This window comes from Mesobacillus maritimus, assembly GCF_023715205.1.
Taxonomy (GTDB): Bacteria; Bacillota; Bacilli; order Bacillales; family Cytobacillaceae; genus Mesobacillus_B; species Mesobacillus_B maritimus_C.
Window position 1 is genome coordinate 142564 of record NZ_JAMBNR010000009.1, and the last position, 19232, is coordinate 161795.

17 protein-coding genes are annotated in these 19232 nt (G+C 43.4%); 5 read left to right on the plus strand and 12 right to left on the minus strand.

The window, feature by feature from the left end; genetic code table 11:
* Nucleotides 1–86: 86 nt before the first annotated feature.
* The 4 genes from M3182_RS14420 to M3182_RS14435 all read right to left on the minus strand — a co-directional run bounded on the left by M3182_RS14420 (nucleotide 87) and on the right by M3182_RS14435 (nucleotide 3303).
* Nucleotides 87–1103, minus strand: coding sequence for a DUF3231 family protein (locus tag M3182_RS14420; protein ID WP_251558624.1), 1017 nt, complete (start codon nucleotides 1101–1103; stop codon nucleotides 87–89).
* 73 nt (nucleotides 1104–1176) lie between these two features.
* A complete protein-coding gene (gene crcB / locus M3182_RS14425; RefSeq protein ID WP_251558626.1) occupies nucleotides 1177–1533 on the minus strand; it encodes a fluoride efflux transporter CrcB in 357 nt (118 codons plus the stop codon).
* Complete coding sequence (gene crcB, locus M3182_RS14430; protein ID WP_251558627.1) at nucleotides 1530–1904, minus strand: fluoride efflux transporter CrcB; 375 nt, start codon at nucleotides 1902–1904, stop codon at nucleotides 1530–1532. Before crcB (M3182_RS14430) ends, crcB (M3182_RS14425) begins: the two co-directional genes overlap by 4 nt.
* Nucleotides 1905–1950: 46 nt before the next feature.
* Nucleotides 1951–3303, minus strand: coding sequence for a TrkH family potassium uptake protein (locus M3182_RS14435; protein WP_251558629.1), 1353 nt, complete (start codon nucleotides 3301–3303; stop codon nucleotides 1951–1953).
* Nucleotides 3304–4097: 794 nt separating this feature from the next.
* Between M3182_RS14435 and M3182_RS14440 the strand changes: the two genes are divergently transcribed.
* The gene (locus M3182_RS14440; protein ID WP_251427721.1) at nucleotides 4098–4304 is read left to right on the plus strand and encodes a hypothetical protein; all 207 of its coding nucleotides are present in this window, start codon (nucleotides 4098–4100) and stop codon (nucleotides 4302–4304) included.
* 298 nt (nucleotides 4305–4602) lie between these two features.
* On the opposite strand, the gene M3182_RS14445 is transcribed toward M3182_RS14440, so the two are convergent.
* Nucleotides 4603–4896 carry a hypothetical protein gene (locus tag M3182_RS14445; protein WP_251558631.1) on the minus strand — a complete coding sequence of 98 codons (294 nt, stop codon included), beginning with the start codon at nucleotides 4894–4896 and terminating at the stop codon, nucleotides 4603–4605.
* Between the two features lie 117 nt (nucleotides 4897–5013).
* Here M3182_RS14445 and M3182_RS14450 point away from each other — a divergent pair, with 117 nt between their 5' ends.
* Nucleotides 5014–6396, plus strand: coding sequence for an L-cystine transporter (locus tag M3182_RS14450; RefSeq protein WP_251558633.1), 1383 nt, complete (start codon nucleotides 5014–5016; stop codon nucleotides 6394–6396).
* 149 nt (nucleotides 6397–6545) lie between these two features.
* Here M3182_RS14450 and M3182_RS14455 read toward each other — a convergent pair whose 3' ends face one another.
* The 7 genes from M3182_RS14455 to M3182_RS14480 all read right to left on the minus strand — a co-directional run bounded on the left by M3182_RS14455 (nucleotide 6546) and on the right by M3182_RS14480 (nucleotide 17573).
* Nucleotides 6546–7247 (minus strand): HAD family hydrolase, encoded by a 702-nt coding sequence (locus tag M3182_RS14455; protein ID WP_251558635.1) that lies wholly within the window; start codon nucleotides 7245–7247, stop codon nucleotides 6546–6548.
* Nucleotides 7248–7889: 642 nt separating this feature from the next.
* Complete coding sequence (locus tag M3182_RS14460) at nucleotides 7890–9032, minus strand: mannitol-1-phosphate 5-dehydrogenase (RefSeq protein WP_251558637.1); 1143 nt, start codon at nucleotides 9030–9032, stop codon at nucleotides 7890–7892.
* A gap of 12 nt (nucleotides 9033–9044) precedes the next feature.
* Nucleotides 9045–11144 (minus strand): BglG family transcription antiterminator, encoded by a 2100-nt coding sequence (locus M3182_RS14465; protein ID WP_251558639.1) that lies wholly within the window; start codon nucleotides 11142–11144, stop codon nucleotides 9045–9047.
* A gap of 87 nt (nucleotides 11145–11231) precedes the next feature.
* Nucleotides 11232–13148, minus strand: a complete 1917-nt coding sequence (locus M3182_RS14470) for a PTS mannitol transporter subunit IICBA (RefSeq protein WP_251558641.1) — start codon at nucleotides 13146–13148, stop codon at nucleotides 11232–11234.
* A gap of 247 nt (nucleotides 13149–13395) precedes the next feature.
* Nucleotides 13396–15201 carry a glutamine--fructose-6-phosphate transaminase (isomerizing) gene (gene glmS, locus M3182_RS14475; protein WP_251558643.1) on the minus strand — a complete coding sequence of 602 codons (1806 nt, stop codon included), beginning with the start codon at nucleotides 15199–15201 and terminating at the stop codon, nucleotides 13396–13398.
* Between the two features lie 62 nt (nucleotides 15202–15263).
* A complete protein-coding gene (locus tag M3182_RS26195; RefSeq protein WP_285868203.1) occupies nucleotides 15264–15392 on the minus strand; it encodes a hypothetical protein in 129 nt (42 codons plus the stop codon).
* A gap of 624 nt (nucleotides 15393–16016) precedes the next feature.
* A complete protein-coding gene (locus M3182_RS14480) occupies nucleotides 16017–17573 on the minus strand; it encodes a glycine betaine uptake BCCT transporter (RefSeq protein ID WP_251427700.1) in 1557 nt (518 codons plus the stop codon).
* Nucleotides 17574–18526: 953 nt separating this feature from the next.
* Here M3182_RS14480 and M3182_RS14485 point away from each other — a divergent pair.
* From M3182_RS14485 to M3182_RS14495, 3 genes are all read left to right on the plus strand, one after another.
* Complete coding sequence (locus M3182_RS14485) at nucleotides 18527–18709, plus strand: hypothetical protein (protein WP_251558645.1); 183 nt, start codon at nucleotides 18527–18529, stop codon at nucleotides 18707–18709.
* 12 nt (nucleotides 18710–18721) lie between these two features.
* Complete coding sequence (locus M3182_RS14490) at nucleotides 18722–18892, plus strand: hypothetical protein (protein WP_251558647.1); 171 nt, start codon at nucleotides 18722–18724, stop codon at nucleotides 18890–18892.
* A gap of 137 nt (nucleotides 18893–19029) precedes the next feature.
* The gene (locus M3182_RS14495; RefSeq protein WP_251433939.1) at nucleotides 19030–19227 is read left to right on the plus strand and encodes a hypothetical protein; all 198 of its coding nucleotides are present in this window, start codon (nucleotides 19030–19032) and stop codon (nucleotides 19225–19227) included.
* Nucleotides 19228–19232: the final 5 nt, after the last annotated feature.

Here is a 19232-nt window from a genome sequence, read left to right on the forward strand (position 1 = left end):
ATGAAGGTTAAGGTGAAGCGCACAACCAGGTCTCCACATCCCGCTTTAAAACCAAAACAGCCAGGTCCTCGCAACCTGGCTGTTTCTTATTTCTTCTTTTTACGCGCCAATTCATCTCGGTCGGGCGCCATCGGCGGTTGTTCGAGCCAGCCGTTTTTGATCATCAAATTGGCTCCATCTTCCGAGTAAAGCTGAACTTCAGCAGACAAGCGATTATACATGATCCCAATGTCAACCCGTGGGCTTTGCGCAACCGCTGTCCCGTAGTAGCCGACGCTGAGCGAAATCATACCTGAAGTGAAAAACAGCATCAGTTTATCCGAGAATGTTTTCGCGGTGCTGTCGGTCACTTCAGAGCTCCAGGTGGTCGGAGAAGGGAGATTGCTTTCCTCCAATTTTGTACTAAAAATACGCACGTGTTTCTTGGCAATTTCAATGCCTTTAATAAAAAAATCCGTCACTTCCTTGCTCTGTGCAACTTGAGCGAAGCCGGTCAGAGTAGCTGCGCCTAAAGCGTTTCGTTGAAGGTTTGAAAACAAGTTGCTGATTTCAGCGGCAATCAACGGGCGCTTGTTGCCAAAAATGTCCCAGACAAAGCTTTGCTTTTTTACAAATTCGATTTCGGCCAAATTTGGGATATAAGGGGCGCGAATCATTAATCCCTTTTGTAGTAAAACTTGCTTTGCTTTTTTAAATAATTCCATCGTCTCGCTCAGGCATTCCATATAATAATCGGAAATATCCTCGCGAACCGAAGCAGAAACTGCCGCCGCGTAATTGGTCAGTCCAATCATCGCCATTTGATGAACAAAGGTGAGCGCATAGCTATCGGAATACAATCGTGGGGCTTGGAGATTGACATCTTCTTCAACCTTGAATCCATATGGAATCGCAAACTTTTCTTCTTTAAAAATGCTGGTTAACTTTTCAATATGGTTTTGAGATATTTTCAGTGCATATTCAATTAATGGCTTAATGTCTTCATCTTCGGCCTTTTCAGCAAAATAAGTAAGCATACAGACACTGCCACTATCATTCATATATTGAGCCCAGAGCTGTGTTACTTCTCCGGCGGTGAGTCTAATCTGATGTCCCTGATCCATACTAAACCTCCATCATCCTTATCCTGACTCTTATTTTTCCAATAAGTCACCAAAATATGTAGATAAAGACTGATTAAAACAGAAATCCAATACAACCAGCAATACAAGACACAATCACAGAGGTGAGCACATAAATCACCGCAAGTTTCATTTTATTCGCAACCAACAGCTGCACTGCCTCATTTCCAAACGTTGAAAACGTCGTATAAGCCCCGCAAAACCCAATGCCCACAAGCCAGAACAGTGAATCTGCTATCATTTCTTTGTTATGTAAGTTAAAAACAATGCCAAGCAACAAAGAGCCAGTTACATTGATCACCCAGGTGCCGAGCGGGAAAGGCGTGCTGGCTTTGCGGGTCACCAGCAAACCGAGATAGTAGCGGCAAAGCGCGCCGATTGCTCCACCGAGTCCAATGAGAAGAGACGTCATTTGATTTGGCCTCCTCTCGTCGCGAATTTAAATCCGGCAAAAGCCAGTAACAAACCAGCGATAATGCTGATTAGCACATATGTGACGGCCAGGAAGATTTCTCCGGTTGTTATCAGGTTAATGGTTTCAACCGAAAAGGTAGAAAACGTTGTAAAAGAGCCTAAAAATCCGGTTCCGATAAGCAAGCTATATTCAGCGCGCAGTCCTTTTCGTTTAGCAAACGCCGTAAACCAACCTAGAACGAGGCAGCCAAGCAAATTGACAGCCAAGGTTCCGAGGGGAAATCCTTGGTCAGTATGAATCCATTCGCCTAGTTGAAAGCGAGAAAGCGCGCCGAAAAAACCACCTAACATGATAAAAAGGATGTTCATGGTTTTCCTCCTTTTATACAGCAAGTAGGTAAAACCTGCCTCATTTTTAGCCAATAATCACTTTTTCTTTAGGATAATGATACAAATCATCTCCTCCTGGTTTCGCGATGATGGTGATAAACGATAGAATGCCAATTCGTCCAATGAACATTAATAAAATAAGAACAAACTTGCCGAAGGTGCTTAAGTCAGCCGTGATTCCCATTGATAAACCGGTTGTTCCGAACGCCGAGGTGACTTCGAAGATCAATTGAATCGTCGAGAACGGCTCGGTAATAGAAAGAACGATCACAGCGAAAAAGCAAAGGAGGAGCGCCGTAGCCATGACAGCCATGGATTTTAGAATATCTTCAGGATCGAATTCACGGTTAAACACTTTCACCGATTTTCGACCTCGTGCAAAACTGTATATAAATAAGAGAATAATCGCAAACGTCGTGGTCCGGACGCCACCACCGACTGAACTTGGGGAAGCTCCAATAAACATTAAGGCGCTAAGGACAAGTAGAGTTGGGTTTGTAAACTGGCTCACGTCAACAGTCGCCAAACCGCCATTTCGGGTTGTCGATGATTGAAAGAAGGCGTAGAAAAACGACTCATGCCACGTTTTATCCGCAAAGAAATGGTTGAACTCTAATAGTAAAATGGCGACCGTCCCAAAGAGCATCAAACCGAAAAACGTCGTGGTGGTTAATTTGGTATATAAAGAGAAATGACCGTGCTTACCAGCTTTTCTGGAGACAAAATAATCCTTTAACTCAATCAAAACAGGGAATCCAATCGCCCCTAAAGTAAGCAAAATGATGTTGACGGTCTGCACAAAATAATCGTGGGCAAACGGAATGAGCGACTCCCCGGTAATATCGAAGCCCGCATTCGTGGTGGCACTAACTGATGCGAACAGCCCTTGTAAAAAGGCTTCCTGCCAGGTTGGAAAGTAAGATAAAAAATACGTCCCTAACACCAAGGCACCCACAACTTCAATCAGAACAATGATCATGAGAATGTTAATCATGAGTTTCACAAGCCCAGACAAATGACTTTGGTTTTGGTCAGCCTTGATGAGAACCCTCTCTTTTAAGCCAATTTTTTTTCCTAAAATCAACCAAAAAAACGTTCCTAACGTCATGATTCCGATGCCACCAAACTGTAAAATGAACATCAGAATAAAAACACCTGGTGTACTAAAGGTGTCGGCGGTGGATACCACTCCAAGTCCTGTGACACTAATCGCACTAACAGCAGTAAACAGCACATCAACAAACGACCATTCCACCCCAGGCTTTGTCGTAATCGGAAGACTAAGCAAAGTGACGGAAATAATGACAGCAACAAGATAAAAAGATACAAGTAGTTGAGACGGTGACAAATCTCCAAACCTTAATGACAAACTACGCATCGAAAGGACCCCTTTAACGGATGACATAATAAATTCCTTTTTAGGGTAATCACTTGCGAAAGGATAGTCAAATTTTTTTGGAGTAAGTCCTTAGATGGGGGAGAGGGGAGGAATAGGATTTTTTTGATTATAGGTGATTTGCATTATGAAAGAGCTGTTTTTTCTCTATAAATCTAGCGTGAATCGCAACGAAAAGGGGGGGCACTTTCCTTGTTTTATAAAAAGACTAGAATGAGCCATGAACAAGGTAGAGGTGGTCAACCTAAATTAAAAGGTGATTTGCTCTACGAGAAATTAATTTATTCTACAAAAAGTTCAGGTTGCTCTACGAAAATTAACTTTACTCTACAAAATAGTGTTATGCTCTACGAAAAATTCATTTTACTCTACAAACGGGAAATTTTCACAAACCCACTACGCAGCAATTTACTTCCGCCTAAACACCGTTAAACCTTAATCCACCAAGTGAAAATCAATCAAACGTTTGATGGGGGCAGCTTGGAGGGTGTTCTCCGGCATTTGAAAGAGAAACTGTCCATGCTAAGATACTGAACAAAAGTAACAAGATACTAAACAAAATTTTAAGCAGACCCCAGCTCAAACCCTCTTTCAACAACAAAAAAGCAGGTAAGCCACCGCCTACCTGCGTGTAAACACATGTTTTGCAAGTTTTTTATGTTAAATATATTAAAAATTCAGAAAACCATCTATTAGAAACGCGAAATAGATGGTAAAATTTAGAAGAGTAGGTATGTCCCTGCCCCTCATTCTTCTTTGAAGGGAGGATGGGTTTCGTGGCGAAGAAAAAGTTACCTATGTCTTTGAGAGAGGCGAAAGCTTATAAAATGTTAGCAGAAGGAAGGGCTGCCATAGTGACAGCCTGGATGCCGTTGGTCCTGTTGGTCGCAGGAACTGGCCTCCTATTCCTTGCGCGCTGGTTAGGCTTAGACTTATCAATGCTACAGGCTGTGGTGGAAATGGTCTCAACTGTCTTACAGTAACGGAAGACACAAACACATTATATGAAACCGGGACGATAAATATACGAACCGTTAATTCTCGTGTTAGGTTGGTCCCCTAAGCGAGGTGTGCACCTACTCGAAACACCACTATAGGGGCGGGGAGATAGCATGAGGCGTTCCGTGATCCGATGTGTTTGCAAGAAAAAAGCCCTCTGGTCGGGAGGGCTTTTCTTGCTACAGTGCTGTGGTCAATAGCACTAAGTATGGACTCTGTGCGGTCCTGCCACACAAAGCGTACCACTTTTGGTTTCGTTTGGCTTAAAGCTCCTATGTCAACTTAAGTATAACACGCTAGGGGGGATTGTAAACAAATAGGATGTGTCAAATTGTTGAAAAATTCACACGATCCTTTTACGGTATTCGCCAATTCTTTCTCCCGCTCTTTCGCGGCTTCATATACCGATAAAAATCGATCCTCCACCTTTGCGAAGATCGAGCCCTCCGGAGAGCGTCCATTCTCATCGGGAACATTCCCAGCCTGAACTCCAGTGAAAATGTCCATTCCTTCAGCAATATGCCCTACCTGCCAAATGTGAAAATCCCCACGTTCAACGGCGGCGACAAACGTCATAAGTGAAAGCTAATTATTCCTATTTGACAGGTAGGAATAATCGTTGTATGATAGCTCAGGATTATTTCGAATTCAAATGAATATCCTATAGAAAAGAACAACTAGGAGGGACATCAAATGGAGAACCTTTTTATTATTATAAATATTGCTGTGTTCCTTGCTTTGCTTGGCGTCTTGTTTGTGATGCAACGAAAGCATGTTTCGTTTTCAAAGCGAGTGTTCACAGGTTTAGGGTTAGGAATTGTATTTGGCTTTTTACTTCATTTAGTTTATGGATCGGCGTCTGACGTTACCGGCGGAACAATTGAGTGGATGAACATCGTTGGCACCGGTTATGTTCGGTTGCTGCAAATGGTGGTTATGCCACTTGTGTTCATTTCAATCTTAGGTGCGTTTACACGCATGAAACTAGTTAACAATGTTGGGAAAATTAGTTTCCTTGTGATTGGGATTTTAATCGGAACAACGGCGATTTCAGCTGCGATTGGAATTGGCACAACCATCGGCTTCGGACTTGATGGCGTTCAGTTGACAGAAGGGGAAGCGGAAGCGACTCGCAATGCGGAACTGGCTAATCGCGTAACAGAGGTAGAGAATTTAACTGTGCCGCAACAGTTGGTTCAAATGATTCCAAGCAATCCGTTTGCTGACTTAACGGGTGCACGGGCAACATCGACAATTGCGGTCGTCATTTTTGCTGCGTTTGTTGGGGTGGCATTCCTTGGTGTGAGACGCAAGCAGCCTGAACAAGCCGAGTTGTTCGCGAAAATCGTGGATGCATTCTACAGCATCATTATGCGAATCGTGACCTTGGTGCTTCGCTTGACGCCATACGGCATCCTTGCGTTGATCACCAAAGTCGCAGCAACTAGTAATTATGAAGCGATTGTCAGCTTAGGAAAGTTTGTCATCGCATCCTATGTTGCACTGATTTTAATGTTTAGCGTGCATTTAATTTTACTAAGCTTTGCAAAGTTAAACCCAGTTCAATACGTGAAAAAAGGCTGGCCTACATTGATGTTTGCCTTCACTTCTCGCTCGAGTGCGGGAACATTGCCGATGAACATTAAGTCGCAAACAAAAGACTTCGGCGTGTCTGAGGGAATCGCGAACTTTGCTGGGCCGTTTAGCTTATCCATCGGCCAAAACGGCTGCGCGGGGATTTACCCAGCGATGCTTGCGGTCATGGTCGCGCCGACTGTTGGCATTAATCCGTTAGATCCTGGCTTCATTTTGATGCTGATTTTCGTTGTGATGATCAGTTCATTCGGAGTGGCTGGTGTCGGAGGTGGAGCGACGTTTGCTTCGTTGATCGTGTTGTCTGTTATGGACCTTCCGCTCGCGATTGTTGGATTGTTGATTTCCGTTGAGCCACTGATTGACATGGGCCGTACCGCGCTGAACGTAAGCGGCGGGATGACAACCGGAATTCTTACAAGCCGAATGACTGGCGAGTTTGATCAGGAAGTGTATGAACGGAAAGAAGTTGTCGAGGCTTAGATTGCCTTTAGTTAGGTTAAAATAAAGACCGGTTCCTGCTGATTTGGCGGGGAACCGGTTTTTTTGTTGAGATTAGGTGTTCAGCATGGTCAGGGGGAACGCAGGGGAGTGCGTTCCCAAGCTTGGGGAGTACTGGTCAAGCTTGAGAATTATTGAAACAGCTCCATCAAGTATTCTTTTAACTCCAAGGTTGAGATGACAGATTTAGTTGGCCGATAAGGAGAGTCAATCGGTTTTTGGTTATTCTGATTTAACCAAATGGTCTTCCATCCGGAGCTTGCGGCCCCGACAATATCATGATGATAACTGTCCCCGATGTACCAGGTCTGTTCTTTCATTAGCTGAAATCTTTGCTCAGCGATATTAAAAATTTGCCGATCTGGTTTTGCCACGCCTTCTTCGGAGGAAACAATAATCTCTTCTGGGTTGAAGTAAGAACTTAAGCCAAGATTTTTGACTTTATTTCGTTGATTCGGTGTGGGACCGTTTGTCATGATGCAAGTTTGAACCCCTTGGTCCTGTAGAAAATCCAGAATCTCTTGGATAAAAGGGAAGGGCTCAATCTGTTGTTGATAGTGTGCATAGGATGTCTGAAAGCTTAGCGCGTCCTCTTTGCTAATCTTCATTCCGAGCTCAAGGAGAGTTTCGCTGATTCTAAAAATATGAGATTCCTCTAGTGTCATTTGCTGATCTTTTACTTGCTCAAAAGCAATGTCACTGTAGGTTTGATAAATACGGTAAAAGTGTTCAAAAGAAACGTTGGGATGATCCACCTGTTCTAAGAAGGCTTTTCTTAATGGTTGTGTGCGGTCGTACAAAGTATCATCCAGGTCAAAAATGACTGATTGCATGGATCTGTAGCTCCTTTATTTATACAGTATGACGATCGGTAGTGGGTTTTAAATAATGATAGCATCCGTTTTCGTGGAGGTGAACCTTTTCGTTCTACGTCTTTCCGTTAGAACAATCCGTGCCCAAAAGAGAGGAGAGGGGGTGTATTAGGAACGCAAGGGGTTTCTCACGTTCCCGGAAGAGAGAGGAGTCGTGAAAAAGGGAACGCAAGAGGGTTCTCACGTTCCCAGAAGAGAGAGGAGTCGTGGAAAAGGGAACGCAAGAGGGTTCTCAGGTTCCCAAAGGAGAGAGGAGTCGTGAAAAAGGGAACGCAAGGAAGTTCTCGCGTTCCCGGAAGAGAGAGGAGTCGTGAAAAAGGGAACGCAAGGGAGTACTCGCGTTCCCGGAAGAGAGAGGAATCGTGAAAAAGGGAGCGCAAGGAAGTTCTCACGTTCCCGGAAAGAGAGGAGTCGTGAAAAAGGGAACGCAAGGGATTTCTCACGTTCCCGGAAGAGAGAGGAGTTCGTGAAAAAGGGAACGCAAGAGGGTTCTCGCGTTCCCAAAAAGAGGGGAGGCTTAAAAAACGAAACGAAAAAGTGAACAAGAGGTCATAATACTACAAAAGGCCACGACCAAAACGAGATCGTGACCTGAAAAAGGGATTATCCTTTTAACGCTTCATAGTGGCTGATAATTTCTTTCGTCAATTCGTTGGATTCTTCTAAACCGCATACTTCTTTAAGTGTCTGAGCTACTCCTTGTTCTTGAATCATTGACTGTAGCTTGACTGCTTCTTCATCTTCTTTGTAATCAAACAACAAGGCTGCTGCAATTGCTTTGGCTAGGTTGGTATATGAGAGACCTGCTTTTTGCGCTTGTAATGCTGGGCGCAAGAGGCGGTCTTCTGGGCCAAGCTTTCGGATTGGGGAACGACCAACCCTTGTGACGCCGTCATTTAGATGAGCGTTTTGGAAACGGCCGATAATTTTATCAATATACTGTTGATGCTCGGTTGGATCCAGGTTGTATTGATGGATTAAGTAAGCACCGGTTTCACCTAATGTTGCTTTTACTTGATTCGTGATTTCTTGATCGGCAAGTGTTTGGTCAATGGTTTCTTTGTTGGCAAGGTAACCAAAATACGCGATTACCGCATGCCCAGTGTTGACGGTAAACAGTTTACGTTCAATAAATGGAGCTAGTTCAGGGACAATTTTCATTCCTTCGATTGGAGGAATTTCTTCTGTCGTTTCAACCACCCACTCATGGTAAGGCTCAACTAAAACATCAAGCGATCCTTGGTTGTTTTGGATTGGCACAATCCGGTCAACCGCTGAATTTAAAAACGCAACGTTGGCCAATACCTTTTCTTTTGTTGCTTCGTCCAAATGCTCCATAATATACCCTTTTAATAGGTCTGTTGCGGAAATTTGATTTTCACAAGCAATCACATAAAGTTTTTCAGTGTTTGCCTCGACTCTTGCTGCTAGTCCTTTGGCAATTAACGGTGCAATCCGTGGAAGAATATTTGGTCCAATCGCCGTCGTTAAGAAAGCGGCATCCTTAATGGTTTCAATGACTTCGTTTTCTTGTTTCAGGTTATTTAGGCCTGACACATTTTCGACCGTTACCGTTTCTTGAGCATCTGTTGCCAGCTTAACCTTGTACTGTTTTTCCTCATTTAATTGGTCAATAATTTGATCGGCGATGTCGACAAACACGACGTGGTATCCAGACTGTGAAAAGAGGGCTCCAATAAAGCCTCTGCCAATGTTACCTGCGCCAAAATGTACTGCTTTTTTCATGTGATCATTCCTTTATGGTTTATTTTTAAAATGCGATTGAAGATAGTCTACTAAAATGGATTCTAGCCGCTTGTAAATCAGTTCCTCATTAGCTGAAGAAAAGATCAGCAGGGCCTCATCAGATTCAATAATATTGGTACTAATCAAACTTAATATCTCCTGCTCTCGTAGACTTAATTCTGCAGGAGCGAGCATGAGAAATAGGTTCTTCATCACCACTTCATGGCCATCCATCCCTTTGACATGACAAGGATAGGGCAAGTGGGCAATCTGGAAAATCAGTTCATGCACATGTGGGTCCCTTGCATGGAAAAGGGCAATATTGGTTTCTGGAATCCCCAGACCACCCTTCTGTTCCCGCTCTCTGAGTGAATTCAGGACAGCGTCAGGGTTTGTTAGGAGTTGATCCTGTTCGGCACTTTTGAGCATGGTTTCTAAAATCTGTTCTTGGCTTGCCCGGCGATCGATTCGGTAAAAGCGGAAGTTCTGGATAATGGACTCCACGCTCTGCTGCATTGCTTTTAAATCCTGAAGCAGATCCCTCAGCACAATCGTTTGATCTGTGGGTGGTGGCAAAGGATCTTTTTGCGTGATTTTCTGATATCGGTTGCTTTTGGTGAGCGAATCAAGATGATTTTGCAAATACTCTTTAATGGTATCGATGTTTTCCTCACTCAATAGCGGGTTGACCAGGACATATTCCGTGCTGATAAACGGCAGGCGTACAGTGGAAAGAATGACATCGTAGTCTTCTAAATCCAGCTTTTCGCCTATCTCTTTGATCGACGATATATCAATGGTGTCAATCTCGGGGATTTCTTTTTTAACCCGGCTTGCAAGCATCTTTGACGTTCCGATGCCTGTCGGACAGATCACCAAGGCTTTCATCGATAAATTCTCCTCCTGCAAGACTAATGCGGAGCCGAAATGAAGAGCGATAAACGCAATCTCATCTTCAGGAAAGTGGGGTATTTCGCTAAACTCGGCTTCCACACTATTTTGCACGGCCATAAACAACACTGGGTATTTCCGTTTAATTTCTTCTTTTAAAGGATTGAACGATTCCATTCCTTGTTTCATTCGAAAAAGCGAAGGTTCCATATGGGCGAGCAGCCCCTGGAATAATGAAAAGTCATCCGTCAAATCGACATGGATTTGCTCGGAAACAGCGTGGATGACATTTTTGATTCTCTGCGCAAGAACAATCCGCTCGTATGGAGCATCTTGAACTCCCCAAAGCTTCGTGCCTTTCAGAATTTGTGCCAAGTAGAGGATGTCTTGTTCTGAAAAAGCAAGATCGAACTTTTCTTCCAGCACTTTGGCAATCTTGAGCATCACTTCATACTCTGGAGCTATTTCGTTGTCCGATAGACCAGAGTTTGGCTCGATCGAAAAGTTGGATTCAATCCTTTGTAAGGTGATTACAGTATGTACGACAATTTCTAGGTATCCGGTATCGGTAGGCCGGGCATGTGCATGATGAAAAGCTGAATGAACGAGCGAATTGACCTCGCGGAAATAGTCTAGGGAAAAATAATGTAAAATTTTATCCTCATTAAGAGTTCCTTTTTCCAGCAAATACAGTTTTTCAATAAATTCTTCTTGAAAATATTGAAGATAAAAGTGGGCAAGCGCTCTTCGTCTGTTTGCCTCCAAGCCATGAAGCTCGACTCCGACTCCTCTTTTCCTAGTAAGTTGCAATTGAAAAGGAGTAAGCCAATCAGCAAGTTCATCCAAATACGCTGTCAAGGTAACCGGACTTGTGCCAATGGTGCTGGCCAGAACAGAAGTTTTATAAAATTCTTCCTCGAGAATGGCAAGCAGAAGACGGAGTTTCCGTTCCTGCGGGGTTTGGTCGATTGGTTCCCGACCAGCCAAAAACTGCATCAACCGAAAGACTTGTTCATTCTTCCCCTCAATGGACAATCCTTGATGATGGTTGCGTGATAATCGTAGTCCAAACTGTTGGAGAAGTGTTTCCGCTGTCTTCAAATCGCGTTGTACCGTTCTGGTGCTGACATTTAGGAAAGAGGCAATTGATGTGACCGTATGCTTTCCAGAGGTTTTCATAATCAGTTCAATAATGTCTTTTTCTCTCGAGGTAAAATGCATAGGATCAACTCATTCCTCGTGAAATAGGTAGAAAATAGGAATAGAAAAGCATAAAAATATGCTTTTCTATTCGTGACATGATTGTGTTTATTTTTTGCCAAGGATATCGATGATTTCTTGAGCAGTCTTAGCAGAAACCAGTTTCTCGATATTCTCCATTTCTGAACATGTAACGGCAATTCCAGATAGGATTTCAAGATGGGTGCCATCTTTTCCAGCAATACCGAAAATCAGACGTACTTTTTGACCATCAAAATCAACGCCATTTGGTACTTGAAGAACGGTAAATCCTGATTTAAGCACGGCTTTCTTCGCTTCTTCGGTACCATGTGGGATGGCTACATCATTGCCCATAAAAGTAGAAGTGATATTGTCTCGCTCGATCATCGCTTCAATATAGCTTTCTTCAACGTAACCCGCATCGACAAGGACTCTTCCGGCAAAGCGAATTGCTTCTTCTTTATTGGCAAACTCTTGATTCAAGAAGACATTTTCCGGACGAAGTAAATCATCATCTTTGACGGTTTCTTGCTCATCTGAGTTGTCTGTTCCGTTTTCCTCTGCATCATCCACAAGTTCATGAAGCTCTGAGTTGGCTGGGAACTTCAATTCACTGATGAGCTTGTCATATTCAGGACTAGACAAGAAGTTATCGACGGAAATGTGATATGCATTTGGAACTTTGCTCTTCGCTCGTGGTGTTAGCTCTTCCTGGGTGATGACAATTTGTGCATCGGAAGGTAGGTTGCTAATCGCCATATTGGTAACAGCAATATCCATCTCGGCTTCTTTTACTTTTTTACGAAGAAGGGAAGCACCCATGGCACTTGAGCCCATTCCGGCATCACAAGCAAAGATAATTTTAGAAACATTATCAGGAAGTGCTCCTTGATCTTCTGTTAAAACATTGGATACAGAGCTTTTCTTGCCTTTCATATCTTGCATCTTTTTGGCTGCGGCTTCGATATCATCATCTGTTTCTTTTCCTGTTTTTAAAATAAAGGAAGAAGCAATAAATGAAATAGCTGCTGCGACTAGTACGGCTGCAATGTTGGCGATGTAAAAGCTAGCGCTTTGCGGGGTAACCGCTATAATCGCTATGATACTTCCTGGTGAAGACGGAGCAGTTAATCCGCCACCTAAAAGAACCAATGTGAACACGCCACCCATTCCACCAAGGATGACCGCGATGAAAAGCAATGGACGCATTAAGATGTACGGGAAGTAAATTTCGTGAATTCCACCAAAGAAGTGAATGATTCCAGCACCAGGAGCGGAACGTTTCGCCGTTCCTTTTCCAAAGAACATATACGCAAGTAGAACACCGATCCCAGGTCCAGGGTTCGCTTCAAGAAGGAACAACATGGAATTTCCTGCTTCTCGTACCTGTTCGATTCCAATCGGAGATAGTACTCCGTGGTTAATCGCATTATTCAAGAATAAAACTTTCGCCGGTTCAATTAGAATACTTGTGAGTGGCAGCAAGCCAGCGCCAACAAGCCAATCCACACCTGTAACAAGCAAGCCTGTTAACGTACTAACGGCAGGGCCAACGGCTAAAAACGCAAGGATGGCAAGAAGCCCGCCAAGAATCCCTGCGGAAAAGTTGTTTACGAGCATTTCAAATCCTGCACGTACTTTTCCTTCAATCATTTGGTCAAATTTCTTGATGACCCATCCGCCAAGCGGACCTATGATCATCGCACCAAGGAACATCGGGATATCCGCACCCACGATCACCCCGGCAGTTGCAATCGCACCAACAACGGCACCGCGCTGTTCGTGGACAAGCTTACCACCTGTATATCCAATCAGGATCGGCAGCAAGTAGGTCACCATTGGGTCGACCATTTTGGCAAGGCTTTCATTTGGAATGAAGCCCGTAGGAATAAATAGAGCTGTGATTAAGCCCCATGCGATAAACGCAGAAATATTTGGCATGACCATCGAGCTAAGGAAGTTCCCAAACTTTTGGACAGCCACTTTTATATTTGATTGAGCCATAGTCTCTCTCCTTAAAAATGAATTCATTTTTATACTATCTCACAGAGCGAACACGTTCAATGAAGGGCAAAACTAACTTTGTCGCCCATTCTCCGACAAAGTTAGTTTTACATAAACACGCGTTTCTATTCTTTTGAAGAAATGGTTTTTAAAAGGAAAAAGTGGGTCGATTGGAGAGGGAAAGACCTTTTAAACAAAAAGAATCGAATGTTTCCATGTGAGAAACATCCGATTCTATGAGTTCAAGTTATTCAACAGTTACGGATTTAGCGAGATTCCGTGGTTTATCAACATCACAGCCGCGCTGGATAGCTGCGTAATAGGCTAACAGTTGTAAAGGGACAACGGAGACAAGTGGAGTCAACAATTCATGAACCTCAGGGATTACGAAACTGTCTTCATCCATGTCTAGACCCTTCATTGAGATAATGCATGGGTTCGCTCCGCGAGAAACCACTTCTTTGACATTGCCACGAATGCTAAGGTTGACGCTTGCTTGAGTAGCGACGGCAATAATCGGGGTGCCATCTTCAATTAACGCAATCGTCCCGTGCTTTAATTCGCCACCGGCAAAGCCTTCTGCTTGAATATACGAAATCTCTTTTAACTTTAAGGACCCTTCTAAGCAGACATAATAATCAATTCCGCGTCCGATAAAGAACGCATTCGGAGTATCCGTGAAATACTCTTTTGACATGATCTCAAGGATTTCTTTTGAATCACAGAGAACTTCCATCGCATTGGCCACTAAACCAAGTTCTTGAACAAGGTCAAACGGAACTTCTTTTTGTTTGTGGTCGGCTACGACTTTTGCGAGAATCGACATGACGGCGATTTGTGCTGTATAAGCTTTGGTGGAGGCAACGGCAATTTCCGGACCTGCATGCAGCAATAAGGTGTAGTCCGCTTCACGGGAAAGAGTCGATCCAGGAACATTCGTTAAGGTCAAGGTCGGATAGCCTAGTTCCTTCACATGAACCAACACGGCACGGCTATCAGCGGTTTCGCCGCTTTGCGAAATGAAGACGAATAACGGTTTCTTCGATAACAGCGGCATATTATAGCCGAATTCACTAGCAATGTGGACCTCAACTGGGATTTCCGCAATGGTTTCGATTAATTGTTTACCGACTAGCCCCGCATGATAAGACGTTCCCGCCGCGATGATGTAAATGCGATCCGCGTCGTTTACAGTTGTGATGATATCAGGATTGATGGTTAATTGACCTTGATCATCTTGATACGTTTGTATGATTTTTCGAATGACGAGTGGCTGCTCATCGATTTCTTTTAGCATATAAAATGGATAGGTTCCTTTTTCAATATCACTCGCATCCAGCTCCGCTTTATACGATGGTCGCTTAACAGGTTCACCTTGTAGGTTTTCAATTGTGACTTGGTCCTTTGTCACGAGAACAATTTCTTTGTCCATGATTTCTACATATTCATCTGTGACTTGGAGCATCGCCATTGCATCACTCGCGATGACGTTAAAATCATCCCCAAGGCCGACGAGCAATGGACTTTTATTCTTCGCAACATAGAGAGTATCGCTGCCGCTTTCGTCTAAAAAGGCAATCGCATAGGAGCCTTGTAATAACGTAAGGGTTTTACGAAAAGCTTCTAAAACTTCTAGGTTTTCTTCGGTAACGAATTTTTCAATCAGCTGAACAACGACTTCGGTGTCGGTATCACTAGCAAACTCAACGTCTGATAGATACTCGCGCTTTAACTGTTCGTAGTTTTCAATGACGCCATTGTGAACCAATGTAAACCGGCCGGACGTGCTTTGATGGGGATGAGAATTTTCTTTGCTTGGAATCCCGTGAGTCGCCCAACGAGTATGGCCGATTCCCATGGTTGCTGCGACTGTTTCATCGACAATGTTTCGTAAGTTCGCAATGCGGCCTTTTTCTTTAAAAACGTGTACAGCCTCTTCGTTTTTCACGGCAATTCCTGCAGAGTCGTATCCTCTATATTCAAGCTTTTCAAGACCTTTTAACAAGATTTCCTTCGCATCTTGATTTCCGATATAACCGACAATTCCACACATAGTTTCTGTCTTCCTCCTTGAGTAGGGGCAACTTAATGTAGTGTTACTCCCTTTATCACTGATTAGTCCGAACTTCCTTTATACCTTGTCCATCCTGTGCGCATTTTCTCCTCTTTGTCCATAAAGTCACCTTTATGATTTATAGGAAAAATTTCGGTTTTGCGCGCAACCGGGAGGCATCCGCCGAACATTCGATCAACCTCCTCCTCGTCAACTAGCTTGCTCCACTTTTGGCTAGTTCAGGCGCTTTTTTCCTTCGCTTTGTGACAATCCTCCTTTATGTAAAAGTTCACTTTGAACGGGCAAAGTATATCCATACTATGATGGGATTTAGAAATCTCGTCAACGGATTCTGAAGGATGTTCATTTTATGTTCAAAAACAATCGGGGGAAATTGTGACGGGGTGTGAGTGTTTGGAAGGAGTTGTGGGGTGAGGGATGGAGAGATGGGGCTCGCGTGCCTGAAGAGGGTGAAGATGTCGGTCAAAAGGAATAGAAGGTCTATCGTTCCCAAAAGGGTGGAGAGGTCGGTCAAAAGGGCACGATAGAAATCCTATCGTGCCCGAAAAGGAAGAGAGTGCAGTCAAAAGGTAACGATAGAAGGTCTATCGTGCCCAAGTGAGAGGAGGACCGCCCGATTGATAACAATAGAATCAATCCGCTAGAACAGGCTCTCAGTATTAAACACATTCTTCTAGAGGGTAGGATGTCAGACCACAATATCCTGCGATCCTAAATCTAAATTAATCCCACCCATTCACAAAACCACAAAAAAACAACGTCCCAACCAATGTTGGAACGTTGCTGAATGTTTATTATCCCGCTTCTTTGACACCCTTTTTGTTTTGGGCGGCTACCGCTCGTTTTTGCGCCAATGCGAACTGGCCAAGGCCGAGCTCTTTTGCTTCTTTTTGTAATGCTTTTAGGAAGCTAATTACCATTAACACCATTACGACCGAAAATGGCAGAGCGGCGATAATCATCGTGTTTTGAAGAGCTAGCAGACCTCCAGAGTAGAGGAGGGCGAGCGCTGTGATTGAAAGATACACTCCCCAGATGACTTTAATCGCTGCGCTTGGATTTTGTGAGCCGTTCGTGGTCATCATTCCTAGAACGAACGTACCAGAGTCAGCGGAGGTCACAAAGAACGTAACAATGATTAAAATTGCTAATAAGGAGAGCGCCATGCTAATTGGGAATCCCTCTAGCATGCCGAAAAGAGATTGCTCGGTAGCTAATGAGGAAATCGAAATCTGACCAACTGTTTCTTCGACGATCGCTGCACTTCCAAAGGTTGAGAACCAAAGGAAACTAATGAGGGACGGAACGAGTAAGACACATACGACAAACTCACGAATGGTACGTCCCTTTGAAATTCGAGCAATAAACACACCGACGAACGGAGCCCAGGCAATCCACCATGCCCAATAGAAAATCGTCCAGCCGTTGATCCATTCGCGACCGCCTTCATTTAGTGGTGCAATTCGGAAACTCATGTTCACGAAGTTTTGCAAATAACTTCCTATTGTATCCGTAAATAAATTCAAGATAAAAATGGTCGGTCCCAAAATAAAGACAATCAAGAAGAGGACAGCCGTAAGCCCCATATTCACATTACTTAAGATTTTAATTCCTTTACTTAACCCTGTTAAGGCAGAAATCATAAATAAGACTGTCAAAATCAGAATGATGATGGTTTGACTAGTCATCGTGCTGTCAATACCAAATAAGTAGGACAATCCACCGTTAATTTGCGAAGCACCAAATCCCAATGTAGTGGCGACCCCAATGACAGTTGAAATGACCGCAATGACATCGATGGCCTTACCAATTGGTCCATCAGCATGTTTCCCAATTAAAGGTCGTAATGTACGACTGATTAAGCTGAGCTCCCCTTTTCGGAAGGTAAAGTAAGCCAAGACCAAGGCAATTGAGCCATAGACAGCCCATGCATGGACTCCCCAATGGAAGAAGGTAAACCTCATGGCGTCCTTAATCCCTTGATCCGTCCCTTCTTGGCCTGTAGGAGAACTAACCATGTAATGGCTAATCGGTTCAGCCGTTCCGTAAAAGATCAACCCAACCCCAATACCTGCACTAAAAAGCATCGCAAGCCAAGTTGGACGGGAAAACTCAGGCTGATCCTCCTGTTTCCCGAGCTTAATCCGGCCAACTGGACTGACTAATAAATAAAGACACACAGCCACAAATAATGAAACAACGACAAGGTAATACCACCCAAATGTATCGGTAATGAACCCTTGTGTCTGACTAGTAATTTGTTCTAATGTTGATGGCATCATGATACCCATTAAAACGAGGGCCGTCACGATGGCAATTGATACATAAAAAACTTTTGAAGCATTCTTCATATAAAATTTTAACTCCCATCTTTGATTAATTTCGCAGAGGGCTTTGCTTCAATTGTGATAATAAAAAAACAAAACCATTTGATGAAAGGAAACCCATTGAAAGGCCCCTTATCAATTGCGTTACTCTATATGACAATATAAAACATAAAACATAGCGTAAAATTCCCAGTGTCCATCTGAATGGGGAGGAAAGGAATGTAGGAGGTATTTAGGATGAATCAGTTTACATAACGGGATTTTTTGCGGATGTTTAAACTATAACAAAAATCAGAAAAGCAATCATATGTGATAAACAGGCTTAATTGTGGCTCAGCTCTTTCTAATCTTTCTAAGAAGAGTGAATCAGGACTCATTCTTAAAATAACTCCCATATCCTAGCGATACTTCCAGAATGCTAGCAGATGGTGGTGTTTGTTTGGTAAATTATACCTTTTGGTGGGCGGAAGTGTGTTAGAAAACGATGTTAGGGTCTGTATCGTGCCTGAACCGGTGGAGGGTGTGGGCCAAAAGGTAACGATAGAAAGTACATCGCCACCATACTCACCCAATCTCTATTATTCTAGTTATAATCAAACTCCCTTCCCCCCAACGCTACAAGAGCCCACCCACCAAACCCTCCCAAACCAACAAATCAATCCCTTCCTCATTGTTCTCTCTTTCTTGCTTTCTTTCTTTCTTTCTTTTGGAAAATTACTGGATGGTGCCAGGCACCATCCAATTAATCCCACCCAGTTATTTTCCGCCTCGTGCGTTCGGTCCACAACAGAAAGTGCCTATGGTAAACTAGAGAATAGTGGGTTTGCATAAAACTAGACTGAGAGATAGTCACTTTTACTAGATAAAACAGAAAGCGAGTTGAACCAGGAATGGGTCTTTCTTTTGATCTTTTGTTACTGGTCCTGATCATTTATTTATTGACGAAAATTAGCAAGATGGAGCATCGCATCAAGGCGATGAGTGAGACGATCAACCGACTTACCGACAAAGTGAAGCTGCCGGAACCGCCGGTAAACAAAGAGTTGCGTCAACTAATCAAGGAAGGCAAAGAAATCGAGGCGATTCGCCGTGCTCGCCAGGAGTTTGGGTTGAGTTTAGTCGAAGGGAAGCAATACATCGACCAACTAAAAGCAAAGTAAGGAGCAACCACCGTGAAAAAAATCGCAGAGAATGCGTTACTCATTTATGTCATTGTCATCGGAATCATGATTCTCAAAAACTTCTTTTCCATTCCGGATGCGATCAACAGTATCATCAGTTTTCTATCGTTGGTTACGGTTGTCACCGTGTATTGGATTCAACGGAAAACACTGAGAAGATAGTCCAACATAATTTTAGAATAGTACAAGGCAAGGCGAGCATAGGGTAGTATCAAGGAAAGGATGGCCAAAGCTGCTATCCTTCGATAGCAATTGCATATTTCATCTGCATCAGAGCTTCTAAAGAAGGGGCTGGTTGATTGAGGCGACGACGAAATAAGTATTTGCCGGTAATTGGAGTGCTTGCTGCGTTTTTGATCTTGTATATCATCATCACCCTCGTGAAAAATCTACGTGTTTTTATTGTATTTAGTTCGGGTGTCGGACCGTTCCTTTTCGTTGGGGCTATTATATTGGTGATGGTCGTTCTATATGTAAGAGGTTCAAGGACATACTAACGAAA

What these genes read in the sequence shown, in the direction of transcription:
- M3182_RS14460 (WP_251558637.1), bottom strand. Translation starts at nt 9,032, where the DNA reads ATGAAAAAAGCAGTACATTTTGGCGCAGGTAACATTGGCAGAGGCTTT.
- M3182_RS26195 (WP_285868203.1), bottom strand. Translation starts at nt 15,392, where the DNA reads ATGTTCGGCGGATGCCTCCCGGTTGCGCGCAAAACCGAAATTTTTCCT.
- M3182_RS14450 (WP_251558633.1), top strand. Translation starts at nt 5,014, where the DNA reads ATGGAGAACCTTTTTATTATTATAAATATTGCTGTGTTCCTTGCTTTG.
- M3182_RS14420 (WP_251558624.1), bottom strand. Translation starts at nt 1,103, where the DNA reads ATGGATCAGGGACATCAGATTAGACTCACCGCCGGAGAAGTAACACAG.
- M3182_RS14480 (WP_251427700.1), bottom strand. Translation starts at nt 17,573, where the DNA reads ATGAAGAATGCTTCAAAAGTTTTTTATGTATCAATTGCCATCGTGACG.
- M3182_RS14470 (WP_251558641.1), bottom strand. Translation starts at nt 13,148, where the DNA reads ATGGCTCAATCAAATATAAAAGTGGCTGTCCAAAAGTTTGGGAACTTC.
- glmS (WP_251558643.1), bottom strand. Translation starts at nt 15,201, where the DNA reads ATGTGTGGAATTGTCGGTTATATCGGAAATCAAGATGCGAAGGAAATC.
- M3182_RS14455 (WP_251558635.1), bottom strand. Translation starts at nt 7,247, where the DNA reads ATGCAATCAGTCATTTTTGACCTGGATGATACTTTGTACGACCGCACA.
- crcB (WP_251558627.1), bottom strand. Translation starts at nt 1,904, where the DNA reads ATGAACATCCTTTTTATCATGTTAGGTGGTTTTTTCGGCGCGCTTTCT.
- crcB (WP_251558626.1), bottom strand. Translation starts at nt 1,533, where the DNA reads ATGACGTCTCTTCTCATTGGACTCGGTGGAGCAATCGGCGCGCTTTGC.
- M3182_RS14485 (WP_251558645.1), top strand. Translation starts at nt 18,527, where the DNA reads ATGAGTGAGACGATCAACCGACTTACCGACAAAGTGAAGCTGCCGGAA.
- M3182_RS14445 (WP_251558631.1), bottom strand. Translation starts at nt 4,896, where the DNA reads ATGACGTTTGTCGCCGCCGTTGAACGTGGGGATTTTCACATTTGGCAG.
- M3182_RS14435 (WP_251558629.1), bottom strand. Translation starts at nt 3,303, where the DNA reads ATGCGTAGTTTGTCATTAAGGTTTGGAGATTTGTCACCGTCTCAACTA.
- M3182_RS14465 (WP_251558639.1), bottom strand. Translation starts at nt 11,144, where the DNA reads ATGCATTTTACCTCGAGAGAAAAAGACATTATTGAACTGATTATGAAA.